The organism is Longispora urticae, from assembly GCF_053902585.1.
This window is the reverse complement of sequence record NZ_JAQZSH010000020.1, coordinates 163,044-180,106: the sequence shown is the minus strand read 5'-3', so window position 1 is coordinate 180,106 and position 17,063 is coordinate 163,044. Positions and strand designations below refer to the sequence as shown.

At 72.8% G+C, this 17,063-nt stretch carries 14 protein-coding genes; 4 read left to right on the top strand and 10 right to left on the bottom strand.

Features of this window, described 5'->3' with window-relative positions; genetic code table 11:
* Positions 1 to 2: 2 nt before the first annotated feature.
* Genes PT931_RS10960 through PT931_RS10945 form a run of 4 tightly spaced genes read right to left on the bottom strand, consistent with a single transcriptional unit; the run spans position 3 to position 3,376 of the window.
* Positions 3 to 569, bottom strand: coding sequence for an EboA domain-containing protein (locus PT931_RS10960; protein WP_456245618.1), 567 nt, complete (start codon positions 567 to 569; stop codon positions 3 to 5).
* Positions 566 to 1,405 carry a sugar phosphate isomerase/epimerase family protein gene (locus PT931_RS10955; protein WP_456245617.1) on the bottom strand — a complete coding sequence of 280 codons (840 nt, stop codon included), beginning with the start codon at positions 1,403 to 1,405 and terminating at the stop codon, positions 566 to 568. Before PT931_RS10955 ends, PT931_RS10960 begins: the two co-directional genes overlap by 4 nt.
* Positions 1,402 to 2,244, bottom strand: coding sequence for an SCO3242 family prenyltransferase (locus tag PT931_RS10950; RefSeq protein WP_456245616.1), 843 nt, complete (start codon positions 2,242 to 2,244; stop codon positions 1,402 to 1,404). The genes PT931_RS10955 and PT931_RS10950 overlap by 4 nt, the downstream gene beginning before the upstream one ends.
* Positions 2,231 to 3,376: an inositol-3-phosphate synthase gene (locus tag PT931_RS10945; protein ID WP_456245615.1), complete on the bottom strand. Its 1,146-nt coding sequence runs from the start codon at positions 3,374 to 3,376 to the stop codon at positions 2,231 to 2,233. Before PT931_RS10945 ends, PT931_RS10950 begins: the two co-directional genes overlap by 14 nt.
* Positions 3,377 to 3,642: 266 nt before the next feature.
* Here PT931_RS10945 and PT931_RS10940 point away from each other — a divergent pair, with 266 nt between their 5' ends.
* From PT931_RS10940 to PT931_RS10930, 3 genes are read left to right on the top strand one after another with little or no spacing between them, the layout of a single operon-like run.
* The gene (locus tag PT931_RS10940; protein ID WP_456245663.1) at positions 3,643 to 4,710 is read left to right on the top strand and encodes a ScyD/ScyE family protein; all 1,068 of its coding nucleotides are present in this window, start codon (positions 3,643 to 3,645) and stop codon (positions 4,708 to 4,710) included.
* A gap of 59 nt (positions 4,711 to 4,769) precedes the next feature.
* On the top strand, positions 4,770 to 6,026 hold the full coding sequence (locus tag PT931_RS10935) for an MFS transporter (RefSeq protein WP_456245614.1): 1,257 nt from the start codon (positions 4,770 to 4,772) through the stop codon (positions 6,024 to 6,026).
* The gene (locus tag PT931_RS10930; protein ID WP_456245613.1) at positions 6,023 to 7,384 is read left to right on the top strand and encodes a hypothetical protein; all 1,362 of its coding nucleotides are present in this window, start codon (positions 6,023 to 6,025) and stop codon (positions 7,382 to 7,384) included. The genes PT931_RS10935 and PT931_RS10930 overlap by 4 nt, the downstream gene beginning before the upstream one ends.
* A 336-nt stretch (positions 7,385 to 7,720) precedes the next feature.
* Here the strand turns inward: PT931_RS10930 and PT931_RS10925 are convergent, their stop codons facing one another.
* Together PT931_RS10925 and PT931_RS10920 are read right to left on the bottom strand one after the other, a co-directional pair.
* Positions 7,721 to 8,341, bottom strand: coding sequence for a LysE family translocator (locus PT931_RS10925; RefSeq protein WP_456245612.1), 621 nt, complete (start codon positions 8,339 to 8,341; stop codon positions 7,721 to 7,723).
* Between the two features lie 35 nt (positions 8,342 to 8,376).
* Entirely contained in the window at positions 8,377 to 9,192 is an 816-nt protein-coding gene (locus PT931_RS10920) for an NmrA family NAD(P)-binding protein (RefSeq protein WP_456245611.1), read from the bottom strand.
* A 121-nt stretch (positions 9,193 to 9,313) separates the two neighbouring features.
* On the opposite strand from PT931_RS10920, the gene PT931_RS10915 reads away from it, so the two are divergent.
* Complete coding sequence (locus tag PT931_RS10915; protein ID WP_456245610.1) at positions 9,314 to 9,862, top strand: mycothiol transferase; 549 nt, start codon at positions 9,314 to 9,316, stop codon at positions 9,860 to 9,862.
* A 220-nt stretch (positions 9,863 to 10,082) separates the two neighbouring features.
* Here PT931_RS10915 and PT931_RS10910 read toward each other — a convergent pair whose 3' ends face one another.
* The 4 genes from PT931_RS10910 to PT931_RS10895 all read right to left on the bottom strand — a co-directional run bounded on the left by PT931_RS10910 (position 10,083) and on the right by PT931_RS10895 (position 16,999).
* Entirely contained in the window at positions 10,083 to 11,573 is a 1,491-nt protein-coding gene (locus tag PT931_RS10910) for a GGDEF domain-containing protein (protein WP_456245609.1), read from the bottom strand.
* Between the two features lie 274 nt (positions 11,574 to 11,847).
* Positions 11,848 to 14,319: a discoidin domain-containing protein gene (locus tag PT931_RS10905; protein WP_456245608.1), complete on the bottom strand. Its 2,472-nt coding sequence runs from the start codon at positions 14,317 to 14,319 to the stop codon at positions 11,848 to 11,850.
* A gap of 323 nt (positions 14,320 to 14,642) precedes the next feature.
* Positions 14,643 to 15,692, bottom strand: coding sequence for an alpha/beta hydrolase-fold protein (locus PT931_RS10900; protein ID WP_456245607.1), 1,050 nt, complete (start codon positions 15,690 to 15,692; stop codon positions 14,643 to 14,645).
* A 176-nt stretch (positions 15,693 to 15,868) separates the two neighbouring features.
* Positions 15,869 to 16,999, bottom strand: coding sequence for a serine hydrolase domain-containing protein (locus tag PT931_RS10895; protein ID WP_456245606.1), 1,131 nt, complete (start codon positions 16,997 to 16,999; stop codon positions 15,869 to 15,871).
* Positions 17,000 to 17,063 lie beyond the last annotated feature (64 nt).

Below are 17,063 nucleotides of genomic sequence, written 5' to 3'. Positions count from 1 at the left end.
GGCTACCGGCTCCTCAGGGTGTGCAGCAGGGCGAGGGCGTCGTCGGGGACCGTCCGGCCGGCGGCGGCGCGCTCGTCGGCCAGGCCGGCGAGCATCACGGCCAGTTCGGCATCCGCCCGGTCGGTCAGGCCGTGCACGGCGGCCAGCGGCACGCCGGTGAACACGCACTTGAGGACGCCCTGCCGCCAGGCCGCGTCGTCGAGGTGCGCCGCGTACGGGCCCAGGGCGGCGGCGACGAGCCGGGTGTCGTTGGTGCGCAGCGCGTCGCCGAGCAGGTCCACGCACTGGTCGTCCAGGGCGAGGAAGGGCAACGCGAGGAGTACGGCGCGCTTCTCGTCGGCGTCGCCGTACCGGTAGAGGGCCCTGACCTCGCCGAGTACCGCGCGGGCCGGCAGGGCGGTGAGCAGCAGGGCCCGGGCCGCGTCGTCGGTCCGCCAGCCCTCGGCGAGCGGGGCGCGCCCGCAGTGCCGCCCGACGGCCGGGAACAGGGTGCCGATCGAGGCCGGTTCCAGGGCGACCCGGTCGAGGGCGGCGTCGAGCCAGGCGTTGGCGGGGGGTGCGGGGATCACACCAGCACCCCCTCGGCGGCGCGGAGGAAGGCCAGGGAACGGGCGGCGGTGTCGGGGGCGGCGTGCGAGTGCCGGGGCAGCTCGACGGCGACCAGGCCCCGGTAGCCGGTGTCGGCCAGCGCGGCGAGCACCGGCGGGAAGTCGATCTCCCCGGTGCCGAACTCCAGGTGCTCGTGGGTCCCCCGGCGCATGTCGTCGATCTGCACGTTGACCAGGTACGGTCCGGCGCGGCGGACGCAGTCGGGCACCGGTTCCGGTTCGTTGCACCGGCAGTGCCCGATGTCGAGGGTCAGGCCGAACGCGTCGGGCGCGCCCAGGTCCGCGTGCAGGGCCTCCCACTGGTCGAGGGTCTCCACCAGCATCCCCGGCTCGGGTTCGAAGCCGAGGACCATGTCGGCGGCGTCGGCGTGCGCGACGACCTCGGCGCAGCCGGCGACCAGCCGGTCCCGGGCGGCGGCCGGGGTCAGGTCGGCGGGGCGGATCCCGGCCCAGAAGGACACGGCCTCCGCGCCCAGGTCCGCGCCGATGTCGACGGCGCGGCGGAGGAAGTCGACCCGGCGGTCCCGGTCGTCGTCCAGCAGGGTCGGGGCGTGCTTGCGGCGCGGGTCGAGCAGGTAGCGGGCCCCGGTCTCGATCACGACGCCGAGTCCGTGCCGGCCGAGCGCGGTGGCGACGGCGGCGGTGCGCTGGAAGAGCCCGGGGCCGTACGGGTCCAGGTGCGCGTGGTCGAGGGTCAGCGCCACCCCGGTGTAGCCGAGGTCGGCGAGGACGGCGAGCGCGTCGTCGAGGGAGTGGTTGGCGAAGCCGTTGGTGCCGTACCCGAAGCGCAGGCTCACGTCGGGGACACCTTCCGCGCGAGCGCCCGGGCCAGCGGCGCGACGGCGGCCAGCACGGCGCCGGTGACGGGCGCGCCGGCCGAGGCGGTCAACGCGCCCTGCAACGCGGGGAGCGCGGTGATCCCGGCCCCGACGGACGCCCGGACGTTGGCGGCCGACGGGTCCTCGAGGACCTTGGCCTGCGCGCGACCGTAGCGGTGCGCGTACCAGGCGCCCAGCGCCGCCGACACCCGGCGTTGCCGGCCGAGGGCGGGGGCCGCGGCGATGGCGGCGGTCGCGGCGAGGGTGCGGGCGGGCAGGGTCCGTTCCGCGCCGTGCACCTCCCTGCGGGACAGGGCCGTCACGGTGTACGTGTGCGAGGCGACCACCAGCGCCGGCCACAGTGCCCTGGTCACCTTCCCGGGGCTGGCCCCGAGCAGCACGTCCAGGCCCCGGCAGAGCGCCATCCCGGCCGGCCCGGCGGGGGTGTTCTTGAGCTTCACGTCGTACGCCCAGATGGCGCCGACCAGCGGAACGGCCACGCCGAGCGCCCGCCTGCCACCGGCCACGGCGGCGATGGCCAGGCCGGCGGCCGTGAGCCCGCCGGCGATCCCGAGCGCCGCGTTCGGGGTGATCCGGCCGGAGGGGATGGGGCGTTCGGGGCGCTCGACGGCGTCGAGGTCGCGGTCGGCCCAGTCGTTGGCGGCCATGCCGGCCCAGTACAGGCAGACGGAGGCGGCGGCCAGGCCGGCGGTCCGCGCGCCGAGGACGTCGGCGGCGGCGGCACCGGCCACCGCGTCGCCGGGCACGGACAGCGCGGCGGGCGCCCGGACGAGGTGCACGAGGTCACGCAGCAGCATCGCGCAGCCCCTTCACGAACTCCACGAGGAGCGTCCACTGTTCGGCGAGCCCGTGCGGGACGTCGCCGACCGGGTCCTTGAAGAAGAAGGCGAGGGCGGGCACCGGTCCGACCACCCCGGCGGCGTGCGCGGCGGCGGTCAGGCGGGCCAGGTCGAGGACCAGCGGGGCGGCGAGCGCGGAGTCGCAACCGTGCCAGGTGAACTCCATCCGCATCACAGTACCGAGAAAACCACTGAACGTGACCAGATCCCAGGCGGTCTTGAAGTCGCCGAGGTCGGGCACGTGGTCGATCCGGGTGTGGCCCTCGGGCTCGTAGCCGAGGATCTCGCCGAGCACCCGCTGCTTGCTGGCGGTCTTGGCCGCGTTCGCCGCCGGGTCGGCCAGGGTCGCCCCGTCTCCCCCGCCGAGCAGGTTGACCCCCGACCAGGACCGGACCTTCAGGTGACGGAGCGCGAACATCGGGGCGAGCACCGACTTGAGCAGGGTCTCCCCGGTCTTGCCGTCGCTGCCGCCGTAGGGCAGGCCGGACTCCACGGCCAGCCGGGCCAGGGCGGGCAGCCGCGCGCCGGTCGACGGCGTGAAGTCCACGAAGGGGCAGCCGGCGGTCAGCGCCGCGTACGCGTACAGCGCGCTGGCGGGCAGCACCGGGTCGGGCAGGTCGAGCGCGGCCCGGAGCGCGGCCAGGTCGTAGTGCGCGGGGTGCGGGACGGCCGCCGGTTCGGTGGAGGACACGTTGAGCACGACGACCCGGTCGAGGGCGTGCCGGTCCCGGAAGGCGCGCAGGTCGGCGGCGGTCCGCGCGGCGGTCTCCGCCTGGGTGCGGCCGGACGGCGGCGCCAGGACGTCGGCCTCCACGCCCTCCAGCTCGGCGGCGACCGCCTCGACGAGCGCGGAGGGCACCACCCCGGACGCGGCCAGGTCCCGGGCCTTCTTGACCAGGCCGACCGTCGAGGGGTCGTGCCCGCCGAAGACCAGGTCGGCGAGGGCCGGCAGGGCCGGGGAGCGCAGTTCCGGCAGCTCCGTGACGCAGCCGACCGGCTCGGCGAGCGACGCCCGCACCGCCAGCGCGCCGATCATGCTGGTGACCGCGACCGAGCCCCGCGCGCCGATCAGCCAAACACCCGTACGCAAGGCGCCTCCCCGGGGATAGTGCGTAGGCCCGCAGGCACGGGCCGTGATCACGCAGAGCTTATGTCTCCCCCGGACAAACTTTCTACGGTTCCGCAGTCGCGAATTCTCCACCTGGCACGATCCGGATATGTAAATAGCCGAATGGCTAAAAGCGCTCATCCCCTTGGATGTGATCCCGCACACCGGTCTGCGTTTAGTGTTTGTCCTTTGAGGACGCCTAGCAATGGAGGTAACGGGTGCAACGAACACAGCGACGTGTCCATGTGATGGCGCTGGCGGTGGCGCTGACCACCGTCGTGCTGCCGGTCGCTCCGGCCGCCGCCACGAGCACCGCGACCGAGATCGAGGTGGTCGCCAGCGGGCTCAACGCGCCGCGTGGTCTGCTCTACGACCGCAGCAAGGACCGGGTGCTGGTCGCCGAGGCCGGGGTCGCCACCCAGAACAACGGGCCGTGCACGAACCTGGGCCGGACCCAGTGGTGCTACGGGCCGTCGGGTTCGATCTTCGAGTACACCTCGACGGGGCAGAAGCGGATCGTCACCGGTCTGCCGTCGATCGCGAACTCGGCCAAGGACACGGTCCAGGGGCTGCACGACATCACGCTGTACAAGGGCCGCAAGCAGCTCCTGTTCGGCATGAACGGCCCGCAGCCGTTCCACGACGGCTTCGGCCCGGACGCGGCCCTGCTCGGCCACTCGGCGACCTACACGGACGCCGGCCAGCTCGTCGGCGTCGGTGACCTGGTCGGGTACGAGCAGGCCAACAACCCCGAGCCGGACTCGGTGCGGTCCAACCCGTTCGGGATGTACTCGGACGGGGACGGCAACATCGTCGCCGACGCCGGTGGCAACACGCTCCTGTGTGTCGGCCACGACGGCACGGTCACCACGCTCGCGGTGTTCGGCCCCAGGATCGTCGCCGGGGAGTACATCGACTCGGTGCCGATGGCGGTCACGAAGGCCAACGGCGCGTACTACGTCGCCGAGCTCAGCGGCTTCCCGTACCACCAGAACGAGGCCCGGATCTACCGGGTCAAGCCGGGCCAGGCCCCGACGATCTGGGCGGACGGCTTCACCAACATCGTCGACATCGCGTTCGACGCCCAGGGCCGGATGCTCGTCCTGGAGCTGGCGAAGAACGGCCTGCTCGACCCCGACCAGACGGGCCGCCTGGTCCGGGTCGAGGGCGACGGCACCCGCACGGTGCTGGCCACGACCGGGCTCACCAACCCGGGCGGGCTCGCCGTCGGGCCGGGCAACGTCGTGTACGTGACGAACAAGACCGCCACCGCCGGCGGCGCCGGGCAGCTCCTGAAGCTGACCCTGCACCAGTAGCACCCCGCGTGGCGGGCGGCCTCCGTCGCCCGCCACGCCCCGACCGAGAGGCACCGGCGATGACCAGCTCCACCGACGCGGGCATCCTCGTCACCTGGCGAGAATCCCCGCTGGCGGCCAAGGCCCTGCTGGTGGGGATCCTCGTCAACCGGCTCGGCGCGTTCATCCAGATCTTCCTCGTGCTGTTCCTGACCATGCGGGGCTTCACCACCGTGCAGGCCGGCGTCGCCCTCGGGGTGTACTCGGTCGGCGCCGTCGCCGGCTCCCTGGTCGGCGGCGAACTGTCCGACCGGCTCGGCCCGCGCCGCACGATCCTGGCCAGCATGGCCGGCACCGCCGCCATGGTGCTCGCGGTCCTCTACCTGCACAGCTACCCGGTGATGCTCGCGGCCGTGGCCCTGGTCGGCGCGATGACGGCCCTCTACCGGCCGGCCGCCAAGAGCCTGCTGTCCGAGCTGACCCCCATGCACCGCCAGGTCATGATCTTCGCGATGTACCGGCTCGCGTACAACATCAGCACCACCGCCGCCCCGCTGGTCGGCGCCGCCCTCGTCGCGGTCAGCTACGACCTGCTGTTCTGGGCCGAGGCCGTGGCCTGCGGGGCGTTCGCGGTGATCGCCGGGATCGCGCTCCCCCGGCGCGGCGCCCCCCTGCCCGACGGGGTCGGGGCGCCGGAGAAGGAGTCCTCCGGCAGCTACCTCGTGGTGCTCCGCGACGGCCGGTACGTGCTGTTCCTACTCGCGCTCCTGGTCAACGCGGCCGTGTACACCCAGTACCTCAGCGCGCTGCCCGTGGCCATGAAGTCACACGGGCTGAACACCGCCTGGTTCAGCGCCATGCTCGCCCTCAACGGGTTCATCGTGATCACCTGCGAGCTGCTCGTCACCAAGGTCGTGCAGACGTGGCCGATGCGGGTCACCGTCGCCGTCGGGTTCGTGCTGCTCGGCGGGGGTCTGGCGTGCTACACGCTGCCGATCGGGGTCGCCGCGTTCGTGCTCGGCACCCTGGTCTGGTCGCTCGCCGAGGTGGTGGCCGGGCCGACCATGTTCGCGTACTCGGCGGTGGCCAGCCCCGAGCGGCACCGGGGCCGGTACATCGGCGCGCAGTCGGCCGTGTTCGGGATCGGCTCCGCGATCGGCCCCGTGGTCGGCCTGTCCCTGTGGAACCGGGTGCACAACGACGTCTGGTGGTGGTACGCCGCCGCCACCGCGGTCGGGATCGCCGCCGGCTGGTTCGGGATGCGCGCCCCGGCCCCCGAAGTTGTCCCGCCCGTCAACTCCGACGCCCCGCTCGACGAGAGGACCGAAGCCGCATGACCCGCAACGCGCTGACCGAGCACTACCTCACCGAGGTCGCCCGCCGGGGCGTCGGCGCCGACGAACTGCCGGCCGCCACCCTCCGGCACCTCGACCTGGACGCGACCAGCTACCGGGGCAAGACGCTGCCCCGGCCCGCGTTCCTGGACCGGGCCGAGGTCGCCCGGCTCGACGCGGACCTGCGCAACCTCCAGGACGCGCTCTACGCCCTGCCCGACCGGCTGTTCGGCGGCGACATCGGCGCGTTCGCCCGCGCGGCCGGCATGACCGAGCCGCAGGTCACGGCCGTCCTCCGGGGCCGGGGGCCGGCGCCGACCCGGATGGGCCGCGCCGACATCTACCACGACGGCGAGCACTTCCGCCTGATGGAGCTCAACCTGGGCAGCGCGCTCGGCGGCCTGGACAACGCCATGGTCAACCCGACGTTCCTCACCCACCCGTTCTTCGCCGAGTTCGTCGCGGAGCACGGCCTGGCGTACATGGACACGCTCGCCGAGCTGGTCTCGACCCTGCTGGTGGAGAGTGACATCCCCGACGGGCAGCGCCCACTGGTCGCCGCCGTGGACTGGCCGGCGAGCTTCGCGAACCTGGAGGAACGGCTCAAGCAGAGCGCCGCCGCGATGGCCCCGTTCGGCGTCGACGTGGTGCCGTGCCACCTGGGCATGCTGAAGATCCACAGTGGCCGGGTCTGGCTGGACGGCCGCCCGGTGGACGTCATCTACCGGCTGTTCCTGATCGAGGACCTGCTGGACCCGGAGGGCCCCGGCCTGGTCGACCCGGTCCTGCGGGCCGTCGAGCGCGGCGAGGTGCGGATCTTCGCACCGATGGACGCCGAGCTGTACGGCAACAAGGCCGCGCTGGCCATGGTCTCCGACGGGGCCAACCGGCACCACTTCACCGCCGAGCAGGTGGCCAGCCTCGACCGGCTGCTGCCGTGGACCCAGATCGTCCGCGAGGGCGACGTGGTGGTGGACGGCGAGCTGGTGGACCTGCGGGGGTACGCGGAGGCGGAGCGGGAGAACCTGATCCTCAAGCCGACCCTGCTGCACGGCGGGATCGGCGTCGTACCCGGCTGGGAGACCCCCGCCGACGAGTGGCGCGCCCACCTCGACGGCGCGAACACCGGCCACCACGTGCTCCAGCGCCGGATCCGGGGCGTGCCGGAGCTGTTCCCCACGGCCGACGGCCACGAGCAGCGGCTGCTGAACTGGGGCGTGTTCACGTCCGCCCGGGGCTACGCGGGGGCGTTCGTGCGGGGCACCACGGATCTGGAGGACGGGATCGTCAACGTCGCGGCCGGCGCGACGCTGGGGTGCACGTTCCACGAGACGGACGGCGCGGGCACCGGCGGGGCCTGAGATTCTCGTGGCGGCGGTCGGATCGTCAGGCGCGGCGGCGTCCGGCGATCCCGCGCCCCGTCGCCGGCACCGGTGGGCGCGGCCCCGCACACCGCCTCGACACGAGACGGGCCGACCGCGCCGCCCGGCCCGTCACGTGTCGAGCTGTCCGGCCCGACCCGCACGGGCTCACCGCCCTGGTACCTGTACCGGTTCGACGGCCGCACCGTCGTCGGCGCGGCCACGGCGGAACCGGACGGTGCCAAGCGCTGGCGCCTCGACGCCGCCCGCGGACGCGCGTGTCGGCAGTACCCATCGGAGGGTGTTGGTGTCGGATGTTCGGTGCGGGACGTGGGCTCAGCGGAGGGCCGCGCGGGCCCCGAGCCCGATCAGCAGCACGCCGGCCGTCGCCTGGAACCAGCGCCGCACCCGGGTACGCACCAGCGCGCGCCGCCCCTTCCCCACCAGCCAGCCGAACAGGGTGAGCCAGCACAGCACGATCCCCACGTGCACGGCGACGAGCAGCGCCGTCGAGGTGACCGGGTGGCCCGCGTCCAGGAACTGCGGCAGCGCGGTGAGGTAGAAGCCGGCGGCCTTGGGGTTGAGGACGTTGCCGACGAACGCCTGGCGGAACACCCGCCGCGCCGGGGCCGGCCGCTCCCCCGGCGGCACCGTCTCCGCCGGACGCCCGGCGCGCACCGCCGACCACAACGCCCGCCCACCGAGCCACACGAGATACGCCGCGCCGAGCCACTTGAGCACCATGAACGCGGTGGCCGAGCGCATCACCAGCGCGGACAGGCCGGCCACCGACGCCGCACCGTGCAGGCACAGGCCCGCGACGGTCCCGGCGACCACCGGCGCGACCGCCCGCCGGCCGTCCCGCAGCACGCAGTGCGTCATCAGCGCCATCGACGTGCCCGGCGTGATCGACAACACAGTCACGGCCACGGCGAACGCCACCAGGTTGTTGATCATCGGGTGAGACTATCGCGACCGCACGGCGGCCGCCGTCAGTCCCAGACGCCGCGGGCCGCCGCCTCCCGGGCGTAGTCGGCGAAGTCGCGGGCCGGGCGGCCGAGGATCTCCTCCACCACCCCGGTGGGCCGGGTGTCGCCCTGGGCGGCGGCGGCCGCGAAGTTCCCGATCCGGGTGTCGATCGCGGCGTCCGGGGTGCCGGCGGCCCGCATGGCCTCGCGGTAGGCGTCGGGGGTGCCGTCGAAGGCGACCGGGCGTCCGATGGCGTGCCCGATGTGGTCGAGCGCCTCGGGGAACGACAGCGCCCGCGGCCCGGTCAGCGGCAACACCCGGCCCGCGAGGTCCGGACGGAGCAGCGCGCTGGTCGCCACGGCGGCGATGTCGTCGGCGTCCACGAAGCCCTGCCGGGTCGCGCCGATCGGCACGCACAGCCGGCCGTCGAGCACCGGCTGGCGGAAGAAGGTCTCGAAGTCCTGGTCGAACCAGTCCGGGCGGACGATGGTCCAGTCGCAGCCGGCGCCGCGGACCTGGCGCTCCGCCGACTGGAGGCGGGTGACGTTCATGAAGTCGACGGCGCGGTCGGAGTGCAGGACCACGCGGCGCACTCCGGCGCGAACGGCTGCCGCCATGAACGTCTCGGGCATGTCGACCTCGTCGGGCAGCAGCACGTACATCGTGCGGACGCCGTCGAGGGCCGCCTGCCAGCTGTCCGGCTCGGACCAGTCGAACCGGTGTTCGGCGTGCCGGGCGGCGACCCGGATCTCGCGGCCGGCGGCGCGGAGCTGGTGGGCGACCCGGCTGCCGACGGTGCCGGTGCCGCCCAGGACGAGGATCGGTGAATTCTCGGTCATGACGGTCACGGTATCGCCGGGGGCCGACAGTTCCCGGGGGTGGACGGGACCCGGCACCCGCGGGGCGTGCCGGCCGGTCGTTCCCCGGGAATGTGTCGTACCCGGCGTTTAGGCTGCGGCCATGACTGACGATCGCCCCTGGGAGCCCCCGCTGGCGGGCACGGAGACCGAGCACCTGATCGGCGCCCTGGACCGGCTGCGGGCCACGTTCCGCTGGAAGACCGACGGCCTGGACGAGACCGGCCTGGGCCAGCGGATCGGCGCCTCCACCCTGACGCTGGGCCGGCTGCTCAAACACCTGGCCGCCGTCGAGGACAACATGTTCACCGTGAAGCTCGCCGGGGTGCCGATCAACGAGCCGTGGCTCTCGGCCGACTGGTCGGCGCAGCCGGACTGGGACTTCGACTCGGCCGACCGGGACAGCGCGGCCGAGCTCTACGCGCTGTGGGACGCCGCGGTGGCCCGGTCCCGCCAGCGGCTCGCCGAGGCCCTGGCCGACGGCGGGCTCGACCGCCGGGTGCACGTCGGCGGCGGCCGGGCGAGCCTGCGCAGGCTGCTGTTCGACCTGATCGAGGAGTACGGCCGGCACACCGGGCAGGCGGATCTGCTGCGCGAGGCGGTGGACGGGCGGGTCGGGGAGGATCCGCCGGACGGGTGGCAGCCCACGTAGCGGACCGGCGAGGGTTCGGCCGGACGGTTCGCAGCCCGGGTAGCGGGCCGCAGGTTCAGCCGGACGGGTGGCAGTGACGTAGGTGGCCCGGCGAGGTTCGGCCGGACGGATCGCAGCCCGGGTAACGGGCCGAGGGTTCAGCTGGACTGGTGGCAGCCCGGGTAGTGGGCCGACGGTTCAGCCGGACGGTGAGCAGTGACGTAGCTGGCCCGGCGGCGGCTCAGCGGGTGCTGGTCTTCGAGGCCAGCATCCGCTGGTCCGCCTCGGCGAACGCGTCGATCAGGCTGTCGCCGGGGCTCAGCTCGGCCCAGCCGATGCTGACCGACACGGTGGTCGTGCCGACCAGGGCCGACCAGTCCTCGGCGGCGATGTCGGCGCGCACCCGCCGGTCCAGCCGTTCGGCCTCGACGGACAGCACTGCCGGCATCACCAGGACGAACTCGTCCCCGCCGACCCGGGCGAGCAGGTCGTTGCGGCGGACCGAGCGGCTCATCACGGCGGCCACCCGTTGGAGCACCTCGTCGCCCACCAGGTGGCCGTGCGCGGCGTTGAGGGCGTGCAGCCGGTCGAGGTCGATCACCGCGAGCATGGTGCGCACGCCGACCGGCCCGGCCTCGGCGTACTCCTGGAAGTGCCGGCGGTTCGGCAGCCCGGTCAGGGTGTCGGTGTGCGCCTCGTCGGCGTACCGCGCGGCGGTGCGGTGCAGGTCCTCGTAGTCGAGGCGCACCGCCACCGAGTCCAGGAACAGTTTGCGGGCCCGGTCGAAGGTGACCGAGGTGGCCGCGAACGAGGCCTGCACCGCGAGGTACGCCTCCTGGTAGCGCCCGGCCGTCGCGAGCGCCAGGGACCTCAGTCGACCAGGTTCGCCCGCGCCGACGAACTCCACCTGCGCGTCGAGCCGGTCGAGCAGAGCCAGCGCCCGGTCCGGCTCGCCGAGCGCGATCGCCCGGCACACCTCGCCGAGGGCGATCATGGCGTCGCGTTCCGGGTCCACCTCCTCGATGGTGCGCGGCGGCGGGGGCGGCGGGTCACGGCCGGCGGGCGGGTCGGTGGCGGCGAGGCGGACCCTGGCGTACCAGACCGAGGTGCGCAGGATGGGCCGCACGGCTTCGGGTCCGTGGGTGGCGATCAGCTCGTCGGCCTCCTCGACGATCGAGGTCAGGATCCGGCTGGCCTGCTCGCACTGGCCGCAGTGGTCGAGGTACAGCGCCTGGCGGAGATGGATGTCCGGCCGGCGGTACATCGGCGTGAACCGGCCGATCCGCTCGGCGATCACCAGCGACTCCTGGAGCAGGGCGACGGCGTTCTCGTAGAGGCCCATCACCGAGTTGAAGAAGCCCAGGTCCCCGTACGCGTCGACCGCTTCCATGCTGTCGGCGGCGCCGTCGCGGAGCGCCCGGTCACCGAGCACCATGTGGGTGGCGCACCGGTCCAGGGAGCCCTCCAGGAACGCCCGGCCCGCGGCCAGCGCGTGGAACTCGGCCAGGAAGGCGGGGTCGTGGTCGCGCACCACGGCGTACGCGTCGTCCAGCGCGGCCGGGATCTCCGCCAGCCGCCCGAGGTTGAACAGGGCGACGACCTTCTGCAAGGTGGCGTACGCGGCCACGTACGGCGTCGCGGTGGCGGCCAACTCGTCGGCCGCGGCCACGGCGTCACTGAGCCGGCCATCGGCGATCATGGTCCGGAGGAACTCGGTGGTGACCTCCGCCATGCCTCCAGTTAACGTCAACCGGGCCGGGGGCGGTGTGACATTCGGCCATCTGACCCGCCCTCGCCCAACGGGGTCGCCGGCATCCGACGGGGCCGGCCGCGCCACTACGGGCTCACCGAGGACCCTGCCGTGGCGCGACCCTGCCGACCTGGCCCGACGCGGAGGCCCCGAACCCAGGGTGCACGCCGCGGAGGCCGGACACCCGGGTGGCGGGATGGATTGTCGCCGGGGGCCGGAAGGGAGTACACCTCCCCTCCGGCCCCCGGTGCTGTCGCTAGACGCCGGCGATGTTGATCTCGGCGACGGAGGTCCACGGGTTGCCGTTGACCTCGGTCAGGGCGCGGAGCTTGACGTAGCGTCCGGTCCTGGCCGCGAAGTTCACCGCCTGTTCGGTGGTGTTGTTGGTGAACGTGCCGGTGGCCACGGCGGTGCCCCAGGTGGTGCCGTCAGTCGAGACGTACACCTCGTAGTTGGCGATCCGGCCGTTGGCCTGGTTCTGGCGGGGCAGGTAGTACAGGTTGGTGACCGAGCGGCTGGAGCCGAGGTCGATCTGGATCTCGTGCGGCATGGGCGCGGCGGTGCCCGACCACTTGGTGTGCCAGAACGTGCCGGTGTTGCCGTCGAGCACGTTGGTGCACGGCGCCTGTTCGTTGGTCGTCTCCGCGCTGTCGCACGACTTCACCGACATCGACGACTGCGGGAACCGGCCGCCGCCGGCCGGGTTGACCGTCCAGCCGAACGTCGCCTGTCCGTTGGCGGTGCCGGAGTTGGCGGTGACGGTGACGTTCGAGGTGCCGGCCGTCGTCGGGGTGCCGGTGACCAGCCCGGACGCGCTGATCGACAGCCCGGCGGGCAGGCCGGTCGCGGAGAACGTCAGGGGCTTGCCCAGCGAGTCGGTGGCCGCGATCTGCTTCGAGACGGCGGTGCCGACGGTGCTGGTCTGGGGGCCGGGGTTGGTGACGCTGACGGTTTCGGCGCCGGTGCCGACCTGGGTCAGAGTCATCGTCTGCTCGGCCGCGGTGCGGGTCCCGCCGACGGGGTTGCCCGTGCTGTTCGTCCACGCGCGGGTCGGCGTGGTCTCGGCGAGCCGGGTGGACTCCGAGGACATGCCGAGCACGAGTCCGCTGTGGCGGTTGACGAGCCGGTACGTACCCCCCGAGGCGTTCTTGACGATGAACCACTGCTGGCCGACGTTGGAGGCGTTGACCGCGGTGACCGTCGGCTTGGTGCCCCATGCCCGGGCGCTGGTCGCGGCGCCGTCGACGCCGAGGGCCTGGCCGGTGGAGGCGTTGGTGATCCGGTAGGAGCCGTCACCGAGGCTCGTGAAGCTCCATGCTTCCAGGTTCGATCCGGTGGCCGTGCCCACCGAGGTGGTCGTCGTGTTGCCGGAGACCTGGGCGAGGATCCGGTTGGATCCGCTGCCGATCTTGTACGTCTTCGACAGGTCCACGGGCGCCGGAGCGGGCATGTTCGAGTCGATGCTCATGTTGACGTACTGGTTCTGGGAACTGCCGGAGCAGCCGAACGAGCAGTAGTACCGGAACGACTTTCCGAGGATCGTGGAGTTGGTCTTGTTCGCGCTGTCGATGAACCAGCGGTACCAGGACGCGTTGTGGTACGAGCCGGAGTCGCCGATCCGGGTCCACTTCTGGGTTGCCAGGTCGTCGGTGGCGTAGTACTCCTGTGGCGCGTTACCGGACTGGTCGACGGCCTGCGGGGTGCCGATGTACACGCCGAGGTAGGCGTTGTAGGCGATGTTCATGACGAACAGGGGCGAGGTCGCGGGCATCTTGCCCGCGGCGATCTGCTGGCTGGCCGTACCGGTGTTCGCCGGGTTGTACTCGGAGCCCGTCGGGGTGTACCCGTTCGGGTTGGAGGCGGTGACCGGCACCATGTTGCTCTCCTTGCCGCCGATGCCGGGCTGCGTCCACGCGCCGTTGTACCACTTCTGCCACGTGCCGGACGCCATCTTGCCCGACAGGGGTGCCCGCGCGACGTGCGAGTAGAAGGCCTTCCAGCTGCCGCTCTTGTCGACGATCCGCGAGCCGTAGAGCGCGTAGAAGTAGCCCGAGGCCGTGTCGACGAACAGCCGCTGGTCGCCGTCACCGTAGTGGTAGGTCTGGTTCGGGAAGGCCGTCGTGTCGTTCCGCGTGGTGCTGTAGGGCGAGGTGATCGCATGGGCGTCGATGACCCAGGTCCTGCCCTGGTTGGTCGACACCGCGTGGTCGATGGAGTCGTAGTGCAGACCGTCGCCGAACGGCTGCGGGGTGAACTCGTTGTGCACCAGGCCGTGCCAGTCGCCGGTGTCCGGGTCGACCCACACCCCGGACAGGTCGCAGAAGTTGCGCTGCGAGTACGAGGACCCCGCCGGCGCGTAGGTGGACTCCAGGCCGGTGGGGCTGTTGTTGCACCGCCAGGTCGTGTCGTTGTTCTTGTCGTTGGCGTTGTTCGGGTTCACCGCGTTGCTGATCGCGGTCGACAACGTCGCGTTGTCGATGTTCGTCCCGGTGAAGAAGTCCCAGTGCCTGCGTTGCGACGCGCCGTACAGCCCGGCGGCCTGCTGGAAGTAGAACGTGCCGTCCTTGTCGACGTAGGTGTTCGCGGGCGTGTCGTTCGGAGTCGACCAGGTGCCGATCGACCCGGCGGTGACCGTGTACGTGGCACCGGGCGGCAGCGCCGACGCCGTGGACGAGGCCACCGCGCTGACGGTCACCAGCGCGACGGCGGCGACCGCGGCGGTAAACACTCTTCGAGTACGTGACACAGCTGAACCTTCCCTTTCGGAACGGGAGACGCTGCAGCCCCCGAGCGCCTCAGCGCCCCGAGCACTCCGTGTTCACTTCTGTTGTTTCATGCAAGAACACGGTCAGTTTCTCGCTCGTTTCGCCAGATGTCAACAGGATCGCCATAGGAGTGGGTCGATGTTCCGGGCATATCCACCGACCTGGATACAGAGACGCCCGGCAATGTTGGGAAGTGTTGGATTACCACCCGCATGTTGACCGGTACGGCCGGCGGTGGCGCCGGGCTGTTCCCTCGGCCCGCGGACAGTGGGCCGGCGCCCCAGGTTCACAGCGCACCGGCCAGGGCGACGAGGCCGTCGGCGATCCCGCCGCGCCAGCAGGCCATGTCGTGTCCGCCCTCGTACTCGCGGTACCGGACGGTCGCGCCGGAGTCGGCCAGGACGCCGTGGAACTCGCGGGTGGCGGCCAGCAGTTCTCCTTCGTGGGTGCCGACCTCGACGAACCAGGGGACGGCGGGCGGAGCCGTCCAGTACCGGCTGAGGATGTCCACGCCCCGCAGTCCGCCGTCGGAGCCCGGCCACCACAGCGCCGGGGACTGGGCGATCACCCCGGCGAAGCGGGTCGGGTACTCGCTGGCCAGATAGGTGACGGCGATCGCGCCCAGGCTCTGACCGGCGAGGAGGACCGGCCCGCCCGCACCCGACCGCGCCGCCAGCGCCACCACGCCGTCGACGATGGGGTCGAGCACCTCGGGCCTGGTGAGGCGGGCCCACCGTGCCGGGCCGCGTCCGCACTCCACCAGGAACACCGCCAGGGGTGGTATCCGGCCCTCGGCGACCAGGTTGTCCACCGTGGCCGCCAGGTCGACGCCCAGCCAGGACGCGCCGTCGAACACGACCACCGCCGGACAGGCCCGGTCGGGCCGGTGGCCTGCCGGCAGGTAGCGGTGCACGACCTCACCGGCCAGCTCGTGACGGCTCACCACACCGGCCGGCACACCGGGGCGGCGCTCCCACCACGGCTGGGGCGGTGCCTCCGGGAGTTCCAGGATCGAGGCCGGGCCCGGGTTTCCGAAGATGTTGCCCGCGGCGAGGACGGCCGGGGCGGTCGGATCGGGTACTCCCGCCGCGCAGAGCCGGGCCCAGCGTTCGGCGTCCGGGGCCGGCTCCGGGTGGCCGTCGGGGACCGGACAGATCTGGTACGAGGTCCGCAACCGCGCCGGCAGTGCCAGCCGCAGGGCCCAGCCGTCCGGGCCGCGGCGCATCCAGTACGGGCCGAGGTCACCGGCGTCCCGGGCGGCGTCGGTCACGGCGGTCAGCCGCAGCAGCACCGCCCCGGCGTTCCCGGTCCACGAGAAGTCCACGTCGACGAGCATCAGGCACGTCCTCTCTGGTAAGACGGCCCTGTTCGTAGCATGAAACAGGCTGTCTCATCCAGGAGCGTGCCGCTCGACCTCCCGCGCGGCTAGGGCCGGTCCGGCCGTCGACGACGTGGCCGACCGGCCGGTCCGTGGCGCCCTTCGTCCTCCGGACCGCCCGGCGGCGCGCGACGTCAGGCGGCCGTGAGCTTCAGCGCGGCCGACCCGCCCGGCACCCCGCCCGGGCAGAAGGCCGCCAGGAGCAGGCCGAGCATGGCGCCGTCCGGGACCACCGCGTAGGTCGTCGCCGACATGCTGAAGTGCCGGCCGGTCTCCGGCTGGTGGTAGGAGAACGTGAGGTAGCCGGGGATCCCGCCGGTGTGCCCCCACACCTCGCCGCCGCACGGCAGCGCGACCTTGCCGATCCCCAGCCCGTAGCCCGAGTCGAACGCCGTGGTCCTCAGCTCGGCGAGCTGGGCGGGCCGGAGCAGTCGGCCGTCGAGCAGCGCCGCGTAGAACGTGTTCAGGTCGCGGGTGGTGGAGATGACCTCCCCGGCGGCGTAGGCCGACGAGACGTTCAGCGAGGTGATGTCCACCGGCCCGTCGTCGACCTGGAGGTAGCCGTGCGCGTGCGGCCCGCTGATCGACGGGTCGTCGCCGGGCAGCTCGGTGTCGCGCAGCCCGAGCGGCCGGACGATCCGCCGCCGCACCTCGGCCTCGAAGGACCGGCCGGCCGCCTTCTCGATCACGAGCCCGACGAGGACGTAGTTCGTGTTCGAGTACGACCACGCGGTGCCGGGCGCGAACAGCGGGTCGTGCGCGGTGGCCAGCGCGACCAGCTGCCGGGGCGTGTACCGCTTGTACCGGTCGCGGACCACCTGCTCCGGGGAGACCAGCACCTCGTCGGTGTAGTTGTACAGCCCGCTCGTGTGGTTGAGCAGCTGCCGCACGGTGATGTTCCGGCCGTCGGGCACGGTGCCGGGCAGCCAGCGTTCGACGCTGTCGTCGAGGGAGATCCGCCGCTCGCCGACGAGCTGGAGTGCGACGGCGGAGGCGAAGGTCTTCGTCACGCTGCCGATCCGGAACCTGCCGTCGACGGGTGCGGGCCGATGGCGGTCGAGTTCGGCGACGCCGCTGGCCAGCCGCTCGACGCGCCGGCCGTCCCGGAGCTCCAGGACGGCCGAGGGCGCGCCGCCGGCGACGACGGCGTCGAGCTCGTCGCGCAGGGTGTCACCGGCGGGCGGCGCGGCGGCCCCGGCGGGTGCGGCCACGGAGGTGGCGAGGGCGAGGGCCAGGACGACTGTCCCTATCCGTTGCAGTCTCATGTCCACGAAGTCTTCCCCTCCCATTCGGACTGTGTAAGGGGGCGATCCCCTAGGGTCGGTCCCT

Bases quoted from the DNA above. Each gene is read 5' to 3' on its own strand.
- PT931_RS10915 (WP_456245610.1), top strand. From the start codon at position 9,314: ATGACTGACGATCGCCCCTGGGAGCCCCCGCTGGCGGGCACGGAGACC.
- PT931_RS10930 (WP_456245613.1), top strand. From the start codon at position 6,023: ATGACCCGCAACGCGCTGACCGAGCACTACCTCACCGAGGTCGCCCGC.
- PT931_RS10920 (WP_456245611.1), bottom strand. From the start codon at position 9,192: ATGACCGAGAATTCACCGATCCTCGTCCTGGGCGGCACCGGCACCGTC.
- PT931_RS10950 (WP_456245616.1), bottom strand. From the start codon at position 2,244: ATGCTGCTGCGTGACCTCGTGCACCTCGTCCGGGCGCCCGCCGCGCTG.
- PT931_RS10895 (WP_456245606.1), bottom strand. From the start codon at position 16,999: ATGAGACTGCAACGGATAGGGACAGTCGTCCTGGCCCTCGCCCTCGCC.
- PT931_RS10940 (WP_456245663.1), top strand. From the start codon at position 3,643: ATGGCGCTGGCGGTGGCGCTGACCACCGTCGTGCTGCCGGTCGCTCCG.
- PT931_RS10925 (WP_456245612.1), bottom strand. From the start codon at position 8,341: ATGATCAACAACCTGGTGGCGTTCGCCGTGGCCGTGACTGTGTTGTCG.
- PT931_RS10935 (WP_456245614.1), top strand. From the start codon at position 4,770: ATGACCAGCTCCACCGACGCGGGCATCCTCGTCACCTGGCGAGAATCC.
- PT931_RS10910 (WP_456245609.1), bottom strand. From the start codon at position 11,573: ATGGCGGAGGTCACCACCGAGTTCCTCCGGACCATGATCGCCGATGGC.
- PT931_RS10900 (WP_456245607.1), bottom strand. From the start codon at position 15,692: ATGCTCGTCGACGTGGACTTCTCGTGGACCGGGAACGCCGGGGCGGTG.